17 protein-coding genes and 1 pseudogene are annotated in these 19,984 nt (G+C 45.2%); 5 read left to right on the plus strand and 13 right to left on the minus strand.

The features are described from left to right. A pseudogene (locus K4039_RS18570) lies at window positions 1-150 on the plus strand (IS5/IS1182 family transposase); the annotation flags it as partial. Window positions 151-256: 106 nt separating this feature from the next. Here the strand turns inward: K4039_RS18570 and K4039_RS18575 are convergent. Then, window positions 257-980 (minus strand): IS1 family transposase gene (locus K4039_RS18575; RefSeq protein WP_265237304.1). Its coding sequence is split into 2 segments (ribosomal slippage): window positions 257-448 and window positions 450-980, totalling 723 coding nucleotides; the frame shifts between segments, so codons are not numbered across the junction. Between the two features lie 172 nt (window positions 981-1,152). Between K4039_RS18575 and glgA the strand changes: the two genes are divergently transcribed. After that, the gene (gene glgA, locus K4039_RS18580; protein ID WP_265237306.1) at window positions 1,153-2,580 is read left to right on the plus strand and encodes a glycogen synthase GlgA; all 1,428 of its coding nucleotides are present in this window, start codon (window positions 1,153-1,155) and stop codon (window positions 2,578-2,580) included. A gap of 78 nt (window positions 2,581-2,658) precedes the next feature. Here glgA and K4039_RS18585 read toward each other — a convergent pair whose 3' ends face one another. Together K4039_RS18585 and K4039_RS18590 are read right to left on the minus strand one after the other, a co-directional pair. Beyond that, window positions 2,659-2,835, minus strand: a complete 177-nt coding sequence (locus K4039_RS18585) for a hypothetical protein (RefSeq protein ID WP_265237308.1) — start codon at window positions 2,833-2,835, stop codon at window positions 2,659-2,661. Further along, complete coding sequence (locus K4039_RS18590; protein ID WP_265237310.1) at window positions 2,836-3,429, minus strand: DUF1824 family protein; 594 nt, start codon at window positions 3,427-3,429, stop codon at window positions 2,836-2,838. A gap of 102 nt (window positions 3,430-3,531) precedes the next feature. Between K4039_RS18590 and K4039_RS18595 the strand changes: the two genes are divergently transcribed. Next, entirely contained in the window at window positions 3,532-4,467 is a 936-nt protein-coding gene (locus K4039_RS18595) for a polysaccharide deacetylase family protein (protein ID WP_265237312.1), read from the plus strand. Between the two features lie 123 nt (window positions 4,468-4,590). Here K4039_RS18595 and rnc read toward each other — a convergent pair whose 3' ends face one another. Both rnc and K4039_RS18605 read right to left on the minus strand, forming a co-directional pair. Next, window positions 4,591-5,304: a ribonuclease III gene (gene rnc / locus K4039_RS18600; RefSeq protein ID WP_265237314.1), complete on the minus strand. Its 714-nt coding sequence runs from the start codon at window positions 5,302-5,304 to the stop codon at window positions 4,591-4,593. Window positions 5,305-5,640: 336 nt separating this feature from the next. Continuing rightward, window positions 5,641-6,201, minus strand: coding sequence for an NYN domain-containing protein (locus tag K4039_RS18605; RefSeq protein WP_265237315.1), 561 nt, complete (start codon window positions 6,199-6,201; stop codon window positions 5,641-5,643). Between the two features lie 777 nt (window positions 6,202-6,978). On the opposite strand from K4039_RS18605, the gene K4039_RS18610 reads away from it, so the two are divergent. After that, window positions 6,979-7,122 carry a chlorophyll a/b-binding protein gene (locus K4039_RS18610; RefSeq protein WP_015176459.1) on the plus strand — a complete coding sequence of 48 codons (144 nt, stop codon included), beginning with the start codon at window positions 6,979-6,981 and terminating at the stop codon, window positions 7,120-7,122. 192 nt (window positions 7,123-7,314) lie between these two features. On the opposite strand, the gene K4039_RS18615 is transcribed toward K4039_RS18610, so the two are convergent. The 7 genes from K4039_RS18615 to K4039_RS18645 all read right to left on the minus strand — a co-directional run bounded on the left by K4039_RS18615 (window position 7,315) and on the right by K4039_RS18645 (window position 15,209). Further along, window positions 7,315-7,527 (minus strand): hypothetical protein, encoded by a 213-nt coding sequence (locus K4039_RS18615; protein WP_265237320.1) that lies wholly within the window; start codon window positions 7,525-7,527, stop codon window positions 7,315-7,317. A 105-nt stretch (window positions 7,528-7,632) separates the two neighbouring features. Beyond that, window positions 7,633-7,995 carry a hypothetical protein gene (locus K4039_RS18620; protein ID WP_265237322.1) on the minus strand — a complete coding sequence of 121 codons (363 nt, stop codon included), beginning with the start codon at window positions 7,993-7,995 and terminating at the stop codon, window positions 7,633-7,635. A gap of 82 nt (window positions 7,996-8,077) precedes the next feature. Further along, window positions 8,078-8,470, minus strand: coding sequence for a response regulator (locus K4039_RS18625; RefSeq protein WP_265237324.1), 393 nt, complete (start codon window positions 8,468-8,470; stop codon window positions 8,078-8,080). A gap of 403 nt (window positions 8,471-8,873) precedes the next feature. Next, window positions 8,874-11,468, minus strand: a complete 2,595-nt coding sequence (locus K4039_RS18630) for a PAS domain S-box protein (RefSeq protein ID WP_321161627.1) — start codon at window positions 11,466-11,468, stop codon at window positions 8,874-8,876. A gap of 154 nt (window positions 11,469-11,622) precedes the next feature. Beyond that, entirely contained in the window at window positions 11,623-13,869 is a 2,247-nt protein-coding gene (locus K4039_RS18635; RefSeq protein ID WP_265237326.1) for a glycoside hydrolase, read from the minus strand. 320 nt (window positions 13,870-14,189) lie between these two features. Then, entirely contained in the window at window positions 14,190-14,429 is a 240-nt protein-coding gene (locus K4039_RS18640; RefSeq protein ID WP_193975189.1) for a NifU family protein, read from the minus strand. Between the two features lie 129 nt (window positions 14,430-14,558). Then, entirely contained in the window at window positions 14,559-15,209 is a 651-nt protein-coding gene (locus K4039_RS18645) for a DUF3386 domain-containing protein (RefSeq protein WP_265237341.1), read from the minus strand. 633 nt (window positions 15,210-15,842) lie between these two features. Between K4039_RS18645 and K4039_RS18650 the strand changes: the two genes are divergently transcribed. After that, window positions 15,843-17,369, plus strand: a complete 1,527-nt coding sequence (locus tag K4039_RS18650; protein ID WP_265237343.1) for a PAS domain S-box protein — start codon at window positions 15,843-15,845, stop codon at window positions 17,367-17,369. 628 nt (window positions 17,370-17,997) lie between these two features. Here K4039_RS18650 and K4039_RS18655 read toward each other — a convergent pair. Continuing rightward, window positions 17,998-19,896, minus strand: coding sequence for an ATP-binding protein (locus K4039_RS18655; RefSeq protein WP_265237345.1), 1,899 nt, complete (start codon window positions 19,894-19,896; stop codon window positions 17,998-18,000). Window positions 19,897-19,984 lie beyond the last annotated feature (88 nt).

Raw genomic sequence — 19,984 nt, forward strand, 5'->3', positions numbered from 1 at the left:
CAAGAAAGAATTGTTATTGAACACGTTAACCGGAGTCTAAAAATTTTTAAAATCTTGTCGAGTCGTTATCGGAATCGTCGCCGCCGTTATGCAAAGCGTTGTAATTTGTTATCAGCAATTTATAATTATGAGTTAGCTCTAGGGGATTAAATTGAAAACTTTCTATTATAGCATAGATTTTTTTTGCAAGAGGTCTAGGTAGTGCCCTGAAGGAAAGGATCGGAGAATAAAACCGGATTCAAATTAAAACAGGCATCTAGAGTTGTAAATTAGCATTATAATGATGCACAAAGCGCCAAATAGCAGCAATATGATTTTCTAATTTTTTAGAGAAGGCTAAGCTCTTTCTTACTAACCGAGATACTCGTTGTCGAATAGTGCAGTTAAAGCGCTCGATATAGCTAGTAAAACCACTATCTTTGTCTACACTATAATGACGTTTACGCTTACAATACAGAATCATAAGCACTCCAATGATCAGTATAAATTACTGCACATTGACGGTAAACTGGTGGCATTGAATTCCATAACGCCTGAGTTGATACCGCACTACGATCCCCAATATGTACACCAACAATTTCCCTAGTCTCGGCATCCAATGCAAGCCATACCCATTGCTCATTTCCTTTATTATCAACAAACGACCATAGCTCATCCATCTGAACATGCAGGCGCTTTTTTGGCTTGGCACTCACCTCAACTTGCTTCTCAATAACAAGAGCTTGGGCATTTACGTAGCGCTGTACTGTATCTTCTGACACTTGTAATACCCGGGCAATCCCGGCCTGAGAAATACGTTCAAGTAGCATCCGCTGCATTAACTCCTGTTGTTCTTTCGTAATAGGTTTCCACGCGGGATTCTGAACAAATTGACGACCACATTCTCGACATTTGTAGTTTTGTTTACCATGCCGAGTCTGACCGTTACGACTAATTTTTTCTGAGCCACAATTGGGGCAAGAATTAATTTCTACTGTCATATCACTAATGGCAAACACTTCTCTCTAATAGTAGCTTAAGTTTACTCTATCCTTTCCTTCATGGCACTACCGAGGTCTATTATAGCATAGATTTTTTTTGCAAGAGGTCTATTGTGCCGATCGCCATTTAAACTTAATCTAGACTAAGTATCTCAAGGAACACAAAAAAATAATGCGCATTTTATTTGTATCCGCCGAAGCAGCACCCCTAGCCAAAGTAGGCGGTATGGGCGATGTCGTCGGCGCTTTGCCTAAATTTCTGCGCCGCATGGGTCACGATGTCCGCATCTTCATGCCCTACTACGGCTTCGTCCCCGACAAAATGGACGTTCCCAAAAAACCCGTTTTCCAGGGGGCGGCCATGTTCCAAAGCTTCTCCGTCTTTGAAAGTGTTTTGGCGGGAACCGATGTACCTTTATACTTATTGCAACATCCATCTTTCTTGCCGCGCCGCGTTTACGGCGGCGTAGATGAAGATTGGAGGTTCACTTTCTTTGCCAATGCTGCTGCTGAATTTGCCTGGAATCACTGGAAACCACAAATTATGCACTGTCACGACTGGCATACGGGGATGATACCTGTTTGGATGAAGCAAGACCCCGATATCAGCACAGTTTTTACTATTCACAATTTAGCTTATCAAGGGCCGTGGCGCTGGCGTTTGGATCAGATGACTTGGTGCCCCTGGTATATGCAAGGTCACAATACAATGGCTGCGGCAGTACAGTTTGCCGATCGCGTAAATACAGTTTCACCCACTTACGCCGAACAAATCAAAACCCCAGCTTACGGGGAAACTTTGGAAGGTTTGCTATCTTTTCTAGGCGGCAAGGTTTCGGGAATTTTGAACGGAATTGATACAGAATCTTACAACCCAGCAACTGACAAGTACCTCCACCAACAATTTAGTGTTGATACGCTAGAAAAGCGCCCAGCTAACAAAATTGCGCTGCAAGAAGAAGTCGGTTTGGAAGTGAATAAAAATGCCTTTTTAATCGGCATGGTGACGCGGCTGGTAGAACAGAAGGGGTTGGATTTGATCATTCAAATGCTCGATCGCTTCATGGCCTATACCGACGCTCAGTTTATTGTACTCGGAACGGGCGATCGCTACTACGAAACCCAACTGTGGCAAATGACCGCCCGCTATCCCGGTCGGATGTCCACCCAATTACTCTACAACGACGCCCTCTCCCGGCGCATTTACGCAGGCTGCGACACCTTCCTGATGCCCAGCCGTTTCGAGCCCTGCGGCATCAGCCAAATGCTCGCCCTCCGCTACGGCTGCGTCCCAATGGTGCGTCGTACAGGCGGTTTAGTCGATACCGTTTCCCACAACGACCCAATTAATAATACCGGTACCGGTTACTGTTTCGATCGCTACGAGCCCCTCGACTTGTTCACCTGTATGATCCGAACATGGGAAGGTTTCCGCTACAAAGATAAGTGGAAAGAACTGCAACAACGCGGCATGAGAGAAAACTTTAGCTGGGATCTTTCTGCCCAGAAATACGTCAACTTGTACAGCGAAATTCTCGGCATTTCACCAGAAGAAACATCACCAGAACCTGAGCCACAATTAATCATTGGTAAAGGTTAATCTCTTTCTTTGTAGGGTGCGTCAGGCGTTATTGTCGATTTAGGCGATCGCATATTTCCTGACGCACCCGAAAACGTGTCATTGCGAGGAACGAAGCAATCCCAGGGTAAGAGAGATTGCTTCGTTCCTCGCAATGACATAATCTAAATTCGCATTCTTCCTTCTTCCTTCTTCCTTCTTCCTTCTTCCTTCTTCCTTCTTCCTTCTTCCTTCTTCCTTCTTCCTTCTTCCTTCTTCCTTCTTCCTTCTTCCCAATTAATCAACAAATAAATCAAGAGGTAAATGACCGTAAGTCCCGCTAACTCCATCTTCCGAGGAAAATTGGCACGATACTAACACGCCCCGATAAGTTCCCGGATAGCCATCAACATAATACGAACCCTTCAAAGTATTAAACTTAATATAAACCGAACCAGTAAATGAAGCAAAAGCACTTGGATCTAAAACAGCTTGATATCCCAAAGCCTTCAAATAAGTTGCTAAAGCTGAAAAGCCCTCATCCGTCGAAGTAGCGCAAACTCCCAGCATTTGGTAATCCGACAAACTTGCTACCAGCAAAATCGCTTCACGCAGCGCCTGTTTTTCCAGCGGCGATGCTACAGATTGCATATCCAGACAAGTAAAATCTTTGAGGATTTGCTGTGCCGCTTCAACAGTCAGGGTAGTCGGGTTTTGAGTAGACATCAATTGCTCTGATATTTCCAAAAGTACGATCGACACTTGGGTACTCGTCAACGGATTTCTGCCATTGCAACCCTCGATGACAGCCGTAACACTCGCGCCAGCCCCGATTATAGCGCATTGTGGGTTCTGGGAATCAGTTTGGGCGATCGGGCTACTGCACCGCACACTCTACCTAAATTCCAAATAAATATCAAAAAAATGTCAAGTTAGCTGAATTTGCATCTATTAATGGTAGAGATGAAAAGCACACAAATTGGTAAAAAAAGTATGAGGCTCGATCAATTGCTAGAAAACATAAAATTTTTGAGAAGTTTTCTGTTTCGGCTCCTACACAAAGCCAAACTGATTTACTTATTGCTGATATTTGCTATCAGTATAGGTGTTTCTGGCTGGACAGTAGAATCTAATTTCATCAAAATCCCTTTAATCGGCTTTCACGACATTGTAGACACTCAAAATCCCGCCCAATTGCCACCGAAGCGGCTTGCTTTTTCCATAGACTACAGCAAACAAGATTTGTCAGTATTTTTAGAATATATAATGAAAGAAAACTATTGGTTATTATCATCTCAAGACTTGTACGTATACTTTATCGACAAGTCCCAGCCAATACCAGCTCAAAGATTGGGTCAAAAACCGATTATGATATCCTTTGATGACGGGTATAAAGGCGTTCATGAAAATGCACTTCCCATCTTAGAAAAACTTTCAGTAGTTCACAACAAACAAGGCAAATTTGTGTTATTTGTAAATCCTCACTTTTTAGGTGTGAATATGGGCAAAAATTTTATAGCCCACACTACTTGCAACGATTTAAGAGACGGATATCAAAAAGGTTTTTATGACGTTCAGTCTCACGGTTTTACTCACAAAAATTTTACTCAGATTAGCGGAAAAGAATTAGAATTTGAAATTGCTAAATCTAAGTCTGAATTGAGAAAATGTATGGGAGATTTGGACAAAAATAAAGTTATTGGCGCTCACATCGCCTATCCCTACGGCGCATCAGACAGGGAAGTGGAAAAGCTTTTGCCTAAATATCATTTAACAGGCTTTTTGTACGATGACCATTTATTCAGAGTAAACCGACTGAAAAATAACTACCGCATTTCTCGCATCACTGTCGATAAAGATATGTCGCCTAGAGCTTTAATTCGCATAGCGAAAAGAGCTTCTACTCTGACAAAAAAAGAGTCGCTTTAGGCAGTATTTGGGGTTTTTCTATCTCCTTGATTGGGCGAGTTTATTTGTCCCCAGAGTCGGGGAGGCAGTTTTTTTTGTGTCATCTGGCAAAAAAGCTAGTAGTTTTTAGCGATATTTTCTAGTTTAGATCAGTCCGCGTTTTTTCAGCTTTGCTAGCGCATCTTCGGCGGCATTTTTTTCAGCATCTTTTTTGCTTTTACCTTTACCTTCTCCGTAAGATTTGTCTGCGACATAAACTTTAGCGAGAAATTGGGGCTGGTGGGGCGTACCTCCTTCTTGGACTGTGACGTATTTGGGCGGAGTCGTGTCACCGTTGGCTTGTACCCACTCCTGAAAGCGGTTTTTCGAGTCTACAGTCGATCGCGTTTCCACAACATTTTCGGGAACAGAATCAAACATTTGCCACACAAACTCGCGAACTTTGTCCATATCTTCCGTGTCCAGATAGTAAGCGCCAATGAATGCTTCAAAGGTACTGCTGAGCAAATTTGGATTAGTAATTCCACCTTCTCGATAAGCTCCTTTGCCGAGTCGCATTTTTAAGTCTAAACTGATTTCAGTAGCAAATCTGGCTAATTGTTTTTCATCTACTAATGCAGAACGGCGGCGAGTCATTTGATCTTCTCCCATTTCTGGGTGACGCTGATAGAGATATTCGCCGCTGAGAAATGTCAGCAAAGCATCGCCGAGAAATTCTAAGCGTTCGTTGTCTGCTTCGCGGAATGTGGGGTTTTCGTTGACGTAGGAACGGTGAGTTAGTGCTTGGCGCAGCAGTTTTTCATTGTTGAATTGGGGAATGATTATTTGGAGTTCTTGTGTTTGGTTAGTTAATAGCATGGGAGTTGGATAATTGTGATTGATTTTGAAGTTTCGTGTTGTTATGTTGGCGGACATGAAGGAGCCGCAGATAGCGGTTGGCTTGGAGAATCTAGTTTATCAAATAAACTGGATTTTTGCTATCGGCGGCGGGGTTAATTTTAACATATATTTCGCGTTTTTGCCGTTAGTCCGCCAGGGGTTTAAACCCCTGGCTAATAGCTAAAGTCCTCTAAAGAGGACTGAAGATTATATTTTTTAAGTTGTTTTCAGTCGGTTTCAACCGACTTTCGCTATTAGCCAGGGAATTAATTCCCTGGCGGGCTGTGTTGCTTCAAGCAGATAATTTATCTGCTTCTATTGATAACTGTTTCTGATTTTTAAGTTGGGTTTCCATCCTGCACACAAACTAGACAATTCGTCTACATAATGAAAGTTATCCTCACCAACGAGCTTAATCAGTTTTTTCCTTGCACTTTCGCGCCGTGCAAAAACGATGACTGTTTTACTTTCGCGCCGTGCAAAAACGATAACTGTTTTACCCAAAGCCATCAAAACGGCGATTAAACCTGCAAAGTCCCGATCTCCTGAGACTAAGATAACTATGTCAGGAGAAGGCTTAATTGCAACTCGTTTAATACAGTCAAACACCAATTGTTTATCTGCACTATTTTTACCATCGGGGACATCAATGCCTTTAAAACCAAGCTTTTCTGCCCGATTTTTGTCGTTAACTTGATTTTCGTACTGCGAGTTATAGTAAAAATTTTGGCAATCTAAACGCCCTTTTGATTTGGCAAAATCGACCAATAATTCAGCTTCCTTTTGCTTTAAGTAGACGTTCTGACCATCCCAAAGCATAGCAACTCGCTGAGACTGGCTTTTTTGTTGGCTTGTTGTTCGATGATTGTCTGTCATTGGATCATTCCTAAAAAAGGGTGAGCAGACAGCATCAATAAATTACCCATCTAGCACGAAGCATTGTTTTTGGGTTCGCTCAAAAAAGAAATTTCCCATTGAACATATTCCTCTAACAACAAACTATGAATTTAGTTTGTCCTTGCTTGGTTAGCGTCTCAGCGATAGGATGCGTAAATTTCGGGCAACGGTAGTAAAAACCCGTTGATACAGACATTTAAACAAATATCGTGCCAATTGAATTCCTTTATCCAGTTGAAACGACATTAACTTAAATGTCTATATCAACGGGTTTTTAGTATCCTTGCCCGAAATTTACGCATCCTACCGCTGAGACGACTTAACCAACACTCTTTGCTTTTGAATGAGGGTGTTTATCTCAGCTATTCTTTGATGGTTGCACGTTAATTCTCAGATGTCAAGAGGTAATCTGATTTATTTTTTGAGCTTTAATTTTATGAACCGGACTTATGCGATCCGGCAAAAGAAACCGGGTTTGTCGCCCTTCCCGATCTTGAGATTTTCGCCCCCCGTGCGATCGCCAGTTACGCACCCTCAGAAACCGGGTTTCTACGAGTTTTGGCGATGAGTCACGAGAAATCACGCAAGAAACCCGGTTTCTCGCCCACAAGCCCCTCGACCACAAGCCCCTCGACCCATAGATTCATCCCACTTATCGCCAGCATTTGAAAAATAAATGTAAAAATATGTTGCAATGTTTCTGTTGTTATGTTAAGTTTAGTTACATAAGGTTGAAATTAAACGAGGTTTCTGGTCATGGAAAACAAAGACGCAAAAGTAGGCTTCACCGAGTTCGCTGAAACCTGGAACGGCCGTTTGGCAATGCTGGGCTTCGTTATTGGCTTAGCTACCGAGTTCCTCACCGGTCAAGGCATTCTCTCTCAAATCGGTTTGATGTAATCAGCTTAACTCCATACAATAGCTGTAATATGTGGTAGGCGATCGACCCCCTTACAAGTGCGATCGCTCACCAATAAGCCCCCTTCATTGATAGTGAAGGGGCTTTTGCCTTTTTATTAAAAACTCAAACCGATGGCACAATCAAAAATCTTTTCCGTCTCAATATTTATATCGAGACTAACTCCAGCTTTCCTAAGCAATTCCTACTGAATTTAAAATCCTGACTTGAGGAATCAAAGCCGGAACCTTCACCAAACCATCCCGTTTGTGAGTCCGCAGGCTATTACCTAAAATCATCTCCGACAGATCCGGCATTTCCTGCCAGCAGCGCGAACAGAACCAATAAACGCGATTGTGGCGAGCGTGTCGGAGCAGTGTAGATGAGCAACAAGGGCAACTATTCATGGTATTTTAAACCTTCTTTAAGATATGGATCGATAACGAATTCATTACAGGGATTGACGAATGCCGGGGCATCTAAAATTCAGACATGACAAAAAAAATCTCTTTTCACTCAAAACTTTGAGCATCTCGCAAGTAGCACTTTTGCACGCCAAAAAGCAACACCATAATCAGAAGCTGAACAATCCAAGGGGCTAAAGAGAAACCCCAAACAAAGCAACCCAGTCCAGCCAAACCAACCAGAACAAAAATATCTTGAGAGGTTTGCCAGTAAATCCAGACTGCTGCCAGAGAAACTATCAGTAGCAAAATGTAAGCTGAAGGCATAATCGTCTTGTCCCAAGGTGTCTGCCAACAGTCAGGATCGATCCCTGACACTATGCTTAAATTAAAGCCCAAACCTGAAGAACTGATGAAGATCGGCAAGTTGTTACAAAAGAAAATATCATCCTGCCCAATTATATTCAGCATAAAAACCGAGCAGGCAGAATTTATTTTTTTTTGATTATAGAATTCAAGGTGTACGATCCTCTTCGAGGGCTGCGCTAACGACCTATGCTTGATCCCAGCCCAAAGCTTCAGCCACCTGAGTAGCCAAAGACATCGGTTCAAAAGGCTTAGCAATCACACTCACCACCCCCAAATCCGCGAACATCCGCCTGTCGCTAGCGAGAGCCTTAGCCGTCAGTAAAATTACCGGAATATGCTGGGTAGCATGATTAGCTTGTAACTGTTTAAAAGTAGTAGGCCCATCTTGGTCGGGCATCATCACGTCCAAGAGAATAGCATCAGGCTGTTCAGCAAGAGCCTTAGCCACACCCTCGCGGCCAGAACTCGCGGTCAGGACTTCCCAGCCACCCACCACCTCAAGACTGACTTGAGCCACTTCCCGAATATCTTCCGCATCATCAATCACCAAGATGCGCTTGGCAGTCAAAATTAACATTTTTTTTAACAATCAGAACTGATCACAGACTAGAGGCTAAATGTGAATATTTTGTAAAGCCAACTGTTTTACCCGATCGAACTTTACAGTAAATTTTCAAAACTGTATAGCAGAAGGCTTCCGAAGGAAGAAGGAAGAAGGAAGAGGGAAGAAGGAAGAGGGAAGAAGGAAGGCTTTAGTTATCGTCGCGAGAGCAGCAATCAACCGCAAGGGTTTCAGCAATTAAGAACGTCGTAACCGCCTTGGGCGTTGCTATACAACCGAGTCCCCAAAAATCCGCTTTTCGACTTCAAATCGCAATTTTTGCCCGTCCATGATGGCAGAAAAGGCTGAGATTGTTTGTCGATGACTTCAGCCAAGAATCTGCACAAAATGACTAACTCTGGCTAAACATGGGTAGAAATTAACTTTCACTCGCCAGCCCTTCCCTAATCACTGGCAGACTTAAGAAAAAAGTGCTGCCCTCCCCCAAAACGCTCTCCACCCAAATCCGGCCTCCGTGCTGCTGCACGATACTGCGACAAATAGCCAGCCCCAAACCAGTACCTTCCTTTTGGCGAGAATCAGAAGCATCAACCTGTTGGAAGCGTTCAAACACCATCTCTAGCTTGTCCGCCGGAATGCCCCGCCCTTGGTCTTTCACAGTAATCAGGATTTCCGAACTCATTGCTACGTGCGGATTGATGCCGGTAGATTCAGGAGACGACACTGACTTCAACCCAGATCTTTCTGCCAAATCTCGCTCGTGCGTCAACTCCCCGCTTAGCCAAATCGTAGCACCCGGAGGCGAAAATTTGATAGCATTACTGAGCAGATTTGTCAAGGTCTGAATTAGCCGATCGGGAATAGCCAGTAATTGCGCTCCCACAGGCCGAACCTCCAGAGTAACTCCCGCCTGCTGAGCCATGCCCTGCATCTCTTCTGCCGCCTGCAACATCAGCTCAGCGACATTGCAAGTTTGTTTGATTGCAGTGCTGTAATTAGAATCCATGCGCTCTAAATCCAGGATGTCGTTGATCAATCGCACCAAGCGGCCAGTATTAGTGACAGCAATTTCCAGCATCCGCTTGGCTTTCTGGGGGTAAGCCTCAAGGATGCCACTGTTGAGCAGGCCGAGAGCGCCGTGAATCGAGGTCATGGGCGTCCGCAGTTCGTGGCTGACAACGGAGATGAATTCATCTTTCATGCGATCGATCGCCAGCCGATCGGTGATATCTTTAAAAGTCACCACAGCGCCAATAATTTCGCCTTGTTCTCGCATCGGAGCGACAACGTACTCAACCGGAAAACTGCTGCCATCTCGCCGCCAAAAAACCTCATCGGTGACGCGCCGCGCCTCTCCGTCTGCCAAGGTGGCTAAAATTTGAGAACTTACTGGGTTCGACAGTTGGCCCATCGCAGGTGCGGCGCTGTCTGGGGGAAGTTGAGATGCGGAATTGATGTCTGTTAAAGATGAGATTTGCTCGATCGCCCGCGAGCATTCTGCCTGTGAACGGTGTAAGCTTTCATAAAGTGGTCGATCGATCAATTCCTTAGATTCGCAGCCGGTCATTCTTACCGCCGCCGGATTCACAAAAGTTACTTTTCCTTGTTTGTTCAACCCGCAAATTCCTTCTCCTGCGGAGAACAAAATCATTTCTGTTTGGTGGCGGAGTTGTTCGAGCGCTTTTTCGATGCGCTTACGGTCGCTGATGTCGCGAGCGATTGTCGAAATGCCCGTTAGTGTTCCTGTCGCGTCTTTAATCGGAGAAATCGTTAGGGACACATCTATCTGTTGGCCGTCTTTGCGCAAGTGTACGGTTTCGTAATGGTCAATGGTGGTTCCAGCCCGAATATTTTCCAGAATTTGGGGAATTTCCTTGGGGCGTTCGGGAATTGCTAAAATCTCGATCGACTTTCCTTTAATTTCCTGCGCACAGTAGCCGTAAATATTCTCTGCCCCGGCGTTCCAGCTTTGAATCGTCCCGGCGATGGTTTTTCCTATGATACCGTCATCGGAAGACTCGACAATGGACGCTAAGCGCACGAGTTCGTCTTGTGCTTGTTTGTATTCGGTAATGTCGCGACCCAAAATCACGATACTTTTGCGTCTGCCGTCGGGGTAAAATACCGGTACTTTAATCACATCATAGATTTTTACAGTACCATTCGATCGCAGAACCACTTCTTCTGTTCTAAAAAGCTTACCTTTTGCCCACGCTTCTCCATCGCTCACCTCGCACCCCTGTAGAGCCTCCCGGTAAAAACTGCTGAGTTCTCCTAGCTGAGAATCTGTGAGTCCGCGGTATTCATCTGCTGATAGCTCAAACAATTCCAATATCGCTTGATTTGCCTCCTGCCACCTGCCCTCGCCATCTTTAAAGCAGACAATATCTGGCATGGCATTCATCAGCAAATCGAGGTAGGAGTTTGATCGCAGTGCAGCTTCAACCTGGGCCCGCTTAGGGATTTCCTGTTGCAGGTTTTCGTTTGCCGTTTGCAGCGAATCGATTAACAAACTTTCGGTAAAAGTGCGTTCTTTAATTACTTCCTGAAGTCTATGGATTTCTAGGGACAATCGCCTGCGCGCCAACAAATTTTCTGCCCGTAAGTGCAGTTGGGTGGCATCTACGGGAGTTGTGATTAAATCGTCAATTTTGCCTTGGAGTTGTTTTGCTGTTAGAGAAAACGGTGGTTCAGAAACAGCCGATATTTGGGATTTTCTCAGGAGCAAAAACGGTAAAAATATCGGCTCGGTGGCAGCTTTTAATGCTTCTACCACCGGCCCAATGCGATCGAAATTTGCCTCGTCGATAATGCACAAGTCAAAAGCGATTTTGGCAATCGAAAATTCGGAGCTTGGTTCGGAAGTGCGATCGAGTACGATCACCTCATGCTCGGTGTTGAGGTGTGCGATCGGCAAATGTTGTTCGAGGCGATCGACCAATAGCAAAATGCGGCTCATTAGCTTGATAATTTCCCAATGACTAATGATCTGATTTCCAATAAATTTACTCACTATCGGGTTTGTAATGAGGACTGAAGTCCTCACTACGAACCGGCGAAAATTATAATGCCCGTGCAAACGCAAACCCGATGATAACTAATAACGTTCGCGATCTCTTAAGTTCGCACTACTGACAACTGACAACTGTCAACTGTCAACTGACACTTTAAGGCATTCCGATCGCAATCAAAGCATCTTCCGGCATACAGGTAGAGTAACGCTCCCCTTCCGATAAAACCGCAATCAGCCTCATTTGCCAGTCCGGCGTAATATTCAAATCCGCCCAGGGCACTGCTACCTCCAAACATTTATCCAATCCCACTTGGGCGCGGCTGATGCGGGAATGCCACTCATCGCCCTCTCCTGCTTCCTGAAACCAAATCGATTTCGTCAGCAAATTAATCTCTAAATGATGGTGGAATCGATAGTTTAGCGGTGCTTCGTCGGGCAAACCAGACAGTGGCATCAGACTATTGTGCATTGTGCGATCGGGATAAAACCACAACAAATTTAACTCCGGCGGGCAATCAATACCCGGCCGCACCCCAGTCTTGAAGTCGGCGCGAAGGTAAAAATTCAAGTGATCAACCCCGTACCAAAGCCGCTGAATTGCCGAACTCCGGTGCATCGTGCCCCTTGCTCCCCCAACTTCAATCCGGCCGGCTTTGTCCCAATCCTGTTCGTTGCCGATACCGTCGATAATCGGGTGAATAAAGCTCAGCGGCTGGTGGTCACCTTGAACCTCGTGCACCTCTACTTCCCGCCACACTTCCAGGGGTACAGGCTCGCCCAGAGCTTCGTAGATTGCAGCTACGTGTTCGCGAAATAGCCGATCGAACATAGCATCTTGATTCGACGTGTGGCCCTCGCCAAACCACCAGAACCAGTCGGAACCTTCCGCCGCGAACAGCGCTTCCCAAGCTTCTGGATTGCTCTCTTCTGTGGCTTCTGGATGGTTTGCCAATACCTGTCTCGCCGCCCCTAACAAGTCCCAAGCGCGATTTTTTGCGGGATCGCCGATCCAAGTTGTCAGGGAACCGTCAACCCAGGAACCGGTGTGTAGTTGGGCGGCGGGTATGGTTTCGGTGGCCGGGAATTTGTCGAGAAATTCCGAGACTGTGACTAATTTGATATCTGGATTGTCGCTGAGAGTTTGATAGAGTGATTCTAAGAACGGTTTGCCGTCTTGGGGATAGAATTCCCAGCAATTTTCGCCGTCTAGGGCGATCGTCACCAACCACGGATTTTCTAAAGCTGTTTGGCCGTCGGGTTGTCGGTGTTTGAGAGTTCTGCCGATCGCCTCTAAATGTCCCACCAAATCCGATGCTGCTTTTTCCGGTTCCATAGAACCATAGGTAAAACCAATCAAATCAGACAATCTGTGGTCTCGAAATACGATCGCCAAATCGCCATCAGGAGTTTCTAAACGATAAGGGCGATACAACAATTCTGGTTCGCAAACATTCCCCGCCCCATCCCGGTTAAAAAAGTGTTTAATTGTCCACCCCAATACTGCCTCATCCGAGACTATCCATTTAAAGCCTTGTTTAGCAATATAGGGCAAAATTTCCGGGCTAACTGCCTGTTCCGACGGCCACAAACCCCGCGGTTCGCAATGGAACCTATCTTGATACATATCCCAAGATTTTCTCAAATGTCTGGGAATATCTTCCGCCCACTGGAACCTGTGTTCTGGCAGCGTCATGTTAGGAATCGCTATGCGGCCGCCATTGGTATCAGCAAGTAGCGGTAAAATCGGGTGAGTGTAGGGGGTTGTGGAGACTTCCAACTGTCCCTCAGCTTGCATTTTACGGTGCTGTGGAATGATTCTGGCGAGGATTTCTTTTTGTTTTGAATAGATATTTTTTCGGTCTGCCAGATTGAAATTTTGTCCTTGTTTCAGCCACCCTGCAATCTCCGGGTCATCCCAAAACATTGGGTCAATCCAAGCTAAATTGTGCCACGCCAGCAAGTCGGCAAAATCCTGCACTTTCCAGTTTGCCAAGCACCACTGAATGCCTTTTTCTTGTCGCTGAGTGTAGAGTTGAGCGTACCGGGGATGTGGCTGAATCAGGGTGTGGTAATTGGCATCAAAGAAGTGTTCTAAAATAAACTCTTGTTCTTCGATGTTTAAAGTTTCTGCTGGCTTGAGAGTTACCGCCAAGTAAGGGTCTAACGCTTGGTCTGCGATACAGTCTTCTATCTGCAAAATCAAGGAAGGAACCAGGTTTACGGTTTGATGCAGTTTGGGATATTTTGCCAGAAGCAGCACTAAATCCAAGTAGTCTTTAACTCCGTGCAAGCGCACCCAAGGCAGTCGATACTCGGATGCTCCTGCGCTAGCTAATACTCTGGATTTGTAGAGCGGTTGGTGTTGGTGCCAAATGAAGGCTACGTAAAGGGGATGAGACATTGATTTTGGTAATTGGTAATTGGTAATTGGTAATTTGTGATTGATATTAGGGAATTGATAATTGGTAACTGGTAATTGATAATTAGTGATTGATATAGCCTTTTTCAGAAAGATGAGGTACTATCCGGCATAGGGCATAGAGCATAGGGCATAGGGCATGAGGCTCTCCTCACTTTTTTGAGAACCGCTATCTTCGGGAATTAGTAATTAGTAATTGTTAACAGTCAACAGTCAGCCGTCAACTGTCAACTGTCAACTGTCAACTGTCAACTGTCAACTGTCAACTGTCAACTGTCAACTGTCAACTGTCAACTGACTAATTACATTACCTGTTCGACTTCAGAAATTTCTGGGATGGCCTCGCGCAGGCGACGTTCAATGCCCATTCTCAGAGTCATTGTGGAACTTGGGCAAGAACCGCAAGCTCCTTGCAGTCTCAGGTGTACGACTGGGCCGTCGATTTCTACGAGTTCCACGTTGCCGCCGTCGGATATCAGGTAGGGGCGCATTTCATCGAGAACTGTTTCGACGTTATCTCTGGTTAGTGCTAGTGTCGTCATATTTTACCTCAAAAATTATTCGTACAATTGACTTAGTTCGATCGTACCGTTACTTGCTGCTAAATCCAGCAGGACTGACGCACAACTTCGATTCATGTAGGGTGCGCACTGCGCACCTTACCTGTAACCCTAGACTACTGCTGGTTCTAGCATTTTGACGTTGGAGTAGTTAAACTCGGTTGTCGTTTCTTGACCTTTTTCTTTCGATCGCACTACTTGCTTAGTCATGACATAATAGTCGCCTATCTTGTCAAAAGTATCTTCAAATTCCAGTTCTCTAGTGATTTCGTTGGTTTCGGGGTTGCGGAAAACGGCATCGTAATGGCTGGCCAAAGAACCTTCAGGAGTCTCTAAGCTTTTGTGCGTGTCAATGACGAAAGCCATGCGGCCCATCACCCGGCTGACTTGACAAATTGACAGACCTCGGATTTTATAATTCGAGCCCATTGAGTCGCCTTGCACTAAAATATCCACAGCGTCGGTGCTGTCCTTCTCGCCCAGGGTGAAGCTATTTTTGCCGTGGGATTTTTCAAAGGTGGAGCGCTTGCGGTGAGTCACAATATCCCGCATTTGGGTGTAAACGCTCTGCTTTACTTCCTCATCTGCAATCCCGCTGACTTCCACTGTCATGTCTGGTTTGATGGAAACATGACCCGTATATACTTCGTTGCCTTGTTTGAGTTCAATATCGGCGCTGTAACCGGGAAAGTTGGCATCCCAGGTATAACGGTGTTCGTAAGCAGCGCGAAACAAATCGCGACCGTTGGCTTGCTCTGACATAAATTCCTCTTTGTGTTGACACCCATCTAGTTTAGCTTAACCGCTGGCTGCCCCCACATTCAGTGCATAGGCGGGTTCCCGACTCTGGCACGAGCACTTCTTGAGGCTGCTGCTGCGATGTTGATCTTAGCGCAACAAAAATTTACTTTCTGTCTCGGTTGCTATAATTTGAAAAATAAAGTCATAATATGGCTAGTAATTAAAATCACATTCCGCGCATGGCTCTCCTGGGTTTATGATGTATACGGTATCAAGCACAACTGTTTGTGATTCTATGATGCCCTCGGAGTAAGGATATGCGGTTTTCTTATCACCACAAAATCAGGACAGCCTTCCGCATTTAGGGTGTCACACGGTATAATTATTCGGAAAAATCGATTTTTCAAGTGATAAATTATGCCTTTGCTAAAATATTTATCATTTAAAATGTATAGTATAAGTATAATTTATAACTTAATATATCAATAAAAGTAAGTAAAAACCGATTGTGACAGTTGAGGGTGCCGAAGGTGGGATTAAAATCACATTCGATCGCCTGACAGCAGTCTTAGTTATGGGTTATCTTAAAAAAAAATTCTGTCCGCTTTTAAGATTTTCCACCTGTGGCAACTATTCGGTTCCCTAATTAATAAAATGCTAGAAACACTTTACAAATACTTAGAAACGTTGCAGGAACAAGTTAACCATTTGCCAACTCCGCAACAGGCGATTTTAATAAAAACCGTGGAAAATCTGTCAAATTCTTTGCAGGAAATGGCAACCATTCCCCAGTTTGAAAGCGTGACTAATAATGCAGCAAAGTTAGTTGAGGCAGAAAATTTAAATCGACTTTTGGAACGCACAATCGCGCAGCAAAGAGCGCAAATCAGACAGCTACAGGAGAAATTGGACAAAGAAATCAGTCAGCAGCGCCGGCACAATCAAGCATTAACTAAAAGTGAAGCAAAACTGCAAACTATACTGCGTAGTTCTCCTGATCTAATTAGTATTATCGCCTCCGACGGGCGAGTCCGATACCACAGCGGAGCCCTAGAGCGAATTTTTGGTTACAAGCCCGAAGAGAGAATTGGCAAGTTTCATGGCGAGTTGATTCATCCAGACGATTTGCTGACTTGGCAGGCATATTTTGGCAAGTTGCTAGAAAAGCCAGGAATTGCGGGGCCGATCGAATATCGGAAACGCCACGCTGACGGTTCTTGGAGGTACATGGAGGCGATCGGCAACAATTTGCTTTACGATTCTAGTGTGCAGGGAATTTTGATTAATTATCGCGAAATTGGGGAACGCAAGCAAGCAGAAATTGCCATCCAAGATTCGCAACGGCACTACAAAATTATGTCACAAATTACTTCGGATTTTGCCTATTCTTTTCAGGCACTTCCCAACGGTAACTTTGTTTGTGAGTGGGTAACGGAAGCTTTGGCGCGCGTGAGTGGTCATCTTCCTGAAGAATTAATTGCGTCGGGCTGGTGGAGTTCAAATATCGTTCACCCTGATGACAGGGAAATGTTAATTAAACAATTAGAAGGCTGTATTTCTAGAAGTATGGGGGTCAATGAGTATCGCATTGTTAACAAAAATGGTGGTGTGCGCTGGGTGCGGGACTGCTGGCAAGCGGTGTGGGACAAAACTGAAGGGCGGGTTGTTCGTTTGTGGGGTGCTTGTCAGGAAATTACCGATCGCAAGCAAGTAGAATTGAAACTGCAACTCGCGGGCGGAGTTTTGCAAGCACAAATTGGATCAGCGCCACTAGCGATTAATTGTACCAGCAATGACGGCCGTACTCTTGTCTGGAACCGCGCCGCCGAACAACTTTTTGGCTGGACTGCGGCTGAGGTTTTAGGGCAACCATTGCCGAATATTCCTGAAGGGCAAAAGCAAGATTTTTACGCGCTGCTGAAGTCTGCGGGTAATGGAAAAGCGGAAAGCGGTTTGGAAGTGTCTTTGTTGAAAAAGGACGGTAGTTCGATCGATATTTGGGTTTGGGCTGCACCCGTGCAAGATGCGGTTGGCGAGATTTTCGGCAGTATCAACATATTTTCTAACCTTTCAGAACGCCAGCGCATACAGGAGGAACGCCAAAAACTAGCAGCAGTGAAAAATATGGAAGAACCTTTTTGGGCGCGCTATGTCAGCCCTCCACCAACCAAGAAAAAATAGGGCGATCGGTAATTTCGTCAAGCACAAGTTAAAAACATTAAAAGTGCGAAACTGCCATCTTATGCTGGCAAATATCATTTCCGATAAAATAACCTATTTGATGGGGTTAATTCGATCGCACATCATATAGCCTTTCTCAGAAAGATCAGGTACGCTTCGGGCATAGGGCATGGGGCATAGGGCATAGGGCATAGAGCCTACCTCACTTTTTTGAGAACCGCTATAGGATAAGTATACCAGATGCTACGTTTGGTAGTTGGTATGCTGTGCTGCACAAAACCCTCATTACCTAAAAATAATTGAGTAACCAGCCACCGAATTTATTAACCAAAGCACAGGGGATTTAAGCCCCCACCTTTAGGTGGATTGTTTTTAGGCTGGGGCTTAAATCCCCTGCCTGAAAACTTCGCTGTCAACTGTCAACTGTTAACTGTCAACTGTTAAGGAATATATAGATGCAAGTGTCATATTTTCCAGGCAGAAGACTTGTCTGCACGGTAAATATTCGACTTTTTGAATACGGGACTTAAATCTTTACTGGTGCCCAGATTCCTCCTTGCTCCTGATAGCAGCTAACTCCCTTGTTGCTTCTTGCTTCTTCTTCTTGCAACGTCCAGATTACCGATGATTAATTTTTAAAGAGCGGTTCTTGATAAAGCGGGACGGTAAAAGTAACAGTTGATCCGAGTCCTTCCCCCATACTGTAAAAATTTACTGTACCGCCCATTGCTTCTACCAGCTTTTGAGAAATAGCCAATCCCAAACCGGTGCCGCCATATTGCCTGGTACGATCGCCGTCCACCTGAAAAAACGACTCAAATAATTTATATTGCTTGTCCAGAGAAACCCCAATGCCAGTATCAGCGACTCGGATTTTCACGATTCCGGGGAACTCCTGGTTGTTAACAGTCACTTTTTTCTGAATAACTTCGGCACTGATGCGAATTCCCCCTTCCTTGGTAAATTTAATCGCGTTTCCAGTGAGGTTCAAGATTACCTGAAGCAGGCGTTGGTAGTTGGCGTACAAAATAATCTCGTCCTCGGCGGTAGATGTTTGGATTTGAAATTGCAATCGCTTTTGCTGCACTTGAACCATTGTAAAATTCTCTACTTGCTGCAACAGTTCGCCTAGTTTGACTGGAGCGAGATCTAACTCCATTTTGCCAGCTTCGATTTTAGCGATATCCAAAATATCGTTAATCACATTGAACAAGTGTAATGCCGATTGATAAGCTTCTGTGATAAATTGGTGCGCTTCTTCGGGGTCATCTGCCATGCCATCCATCACCAGTTTCAGGAAGCCGAGAATGCCGTTGAGGGGGGTGCGGAGTTCGTGGGAAGTATTGGCAAGAAATTGACTTTTCAGTTGGGAAAGAGCTACGGCTTCGGCGCGGGCTTGTTCTAATTCTTGGTAAAGTGTAGCGTGGGCGATCGCGCTGCCGACTTGGGCGACTAATTCGCGGGCAAATTCGAGTTCGACTGGACTCCATTTTGGGGAACTGCCGCAGCGGTGCAAGCAGATGAGGGCATTGGGTTGGCCTTCATAGGAGGTAGCTGCTACGAGCACGGAATGGCGATCGAAGCGATCGACAATGGGGGATGCGTAATCGACTGCTACGGGTTTTAAGGTGGCTAAAGTTTGAATCCATCCCGCCTGTTCGGCTGCGCGCAGTTCTAGTCCCAGCATCGAAGAGTAAGATTCTTGGCGGTACTCAGCTACTATTTTAAAGGTTTTGGATTGGAGATTTTCGATTTGATCGGCAGACAGCGGGGGCGATCGATCGCTGGTAATTGATTGTTGTAATTCGGCTGTTGGGACTGGATAATTTTGGGGATTTTCTGAGGGAAGAAAGTCGGAATATTCGAGGTTTTCGCTGTCTTTTTTGGAGGAACAGATGATGCAGCGGCTCGCGTTCAAGACTTGACCCAAACTGTTAGCTGTTTGTTGCCAAATTGTCTCTAGATCGAGGGTTCTGTGCAGGTTTTGAGCAATTTGGGAGATGATTGTGCGATCGATTTTTGAGTAGGGAGGGAGCGATCGACTGCGGTTGCGGCTTGCGGGAAGCAGCATTTGTTGGCGCGCGTCGGAGGGGGATGGCACAGCTCGATAGAGCATGAATTCTGCGGAATCTGGTGGCCTGTCTGTGGGTTTGTCAGACAGCAGTCTTCCCATAACTAAGACTTTTGTAGCTTTGCCGTTGGAGTCGATCGCGGGAGTGACTGTCAAATCTAACAGAAAATATTGTCCGGCGTGGCAAAATGGATAGCTGAACCTTTGCGGGACGAGGGTTTCTAGCACCCTGCGCAGGCGATCTAGATAAGGTACAGGGGCGATGGGTTGTAGGGTTTCGCTGAGGGGGCGATCGACAATTTGGTCTGCTATGAGGTTGTACTGATCGGCTTTTTCCCAGTAAAAAGATAGATATCGACCCCTTGCGTCTTGGGTAAATACTAATTCTGCCCCTAACTCTTGAAAAAATGCTGTAGAGGCGAGGCTCGATCGCCGGAAATCGGTGTTAGAGTCCATCAGAGTTGGGGATGAAAGTAGTTCAGATTTTTGAGTTTTGAAATTTAAATGCAAAAATCAATACTCAAAATTGTTTTGGGCTTCGACG

The sequence above is a fragment of the Lyngbya sp. CCAP 1446/10 genome (assembly GCF_026130175.1).
Classification (GTDB): domain Bacteria; phylum Cyanobacteriota; class Cyanobacteriia; order Cyanobacteriales; family Microcoleaceae; genus Microcoleus.

Bases quoted from the DNA above. Each gene is read 5' to 3' on its own strand.
- K4039_RS18610 (WP_015176459.1), top strand. From the start codon at position 6,979: ATGGAAAACAAAGACGCAAAAGTAGGCTTCACCGAGTTCGCTGAAACC.
- K4039_RS18605 (WP_265237315.1), bottom strand. From the start codon at position 6,201: ATGACAGACAATCATCGAACAACAAGCCAACAAAAAAGCCAGTCTCAG.
- K4039_RS18615 (WP_265237320.1), bottom strand. From the start codon at position 7,527: ATGAATAGTTGCCCTTGTTGCTCATCTACACTGCTCCGACACGCTCGC.
- K4039_RS18635 (WP_265237326.1), bottom strand. From the start codon at position 13,869: ATGTCTCATCCCCTTTACGTAGCCTTCATTTGGCACCAACACCAACCG.
- K4039_RS18640 (WP_193975189.1), bottom strand. From the start codon at position 14,429: ATGACGACACTAGCACTAACCAGAGATAACGTCGAAACAGTTCTCGAT.
- K4039_RS18595 (WP_265237312.1), top strand. From the start codon at position 3,532: ATGAGGCTCGATCAATTGCTAGAAAACATAAAATTTTTGAGAAGTTTT.
- K4039_RS18620 (WP_265237322.1), bottom strand. From the start codon at position 7,995: ATGCTGAATATAATTGGGCAGGATGATATTTTCTTTTGTAACAACTTG.
- rnc (WP_265237314.1), bottom strand. From the start codon at position 5,304: ATGCTATTAACTAACCAAACACAAGAACTCCAAATAATCATTCCCCAA.
- K4039_RS18650 (WP_265237343.1), top strand. From the start codon at position 15,843: ATGCTAGAAACACTTTACAAATACTTAGAAACGTTGCAGGAACAAGTT.
- glgA (WP_265237306.1), top strand. From the start codon at position 1,153: ATGCGCATTTTATTTGTATCCGCCGAAGCAGCACCCCTAGCCAAAGTA.
- K4039_RS18645 (WP_265237341.1), bottom strand. From the start codon at position 15,209: ATGTCAGAGCAAGCCAACGGTCGCGATTTGTTTCGCGCTGCTTACGAA.
- K4039_RS18625 (WP_265237324.1), bottom strand. From the start codon at position 8,470: ATGTTAATTTTGACTGCCAAGCGCATCTTGGTGATTGATGATGCGGAA.
- K4039_RS18655 (WP_265237345.1), bottom strand. From the start codon at position 19,896: ATGGACTCTAACACCGATTTCCGGCGATCGAGCCTCGCCTCTACAGCA.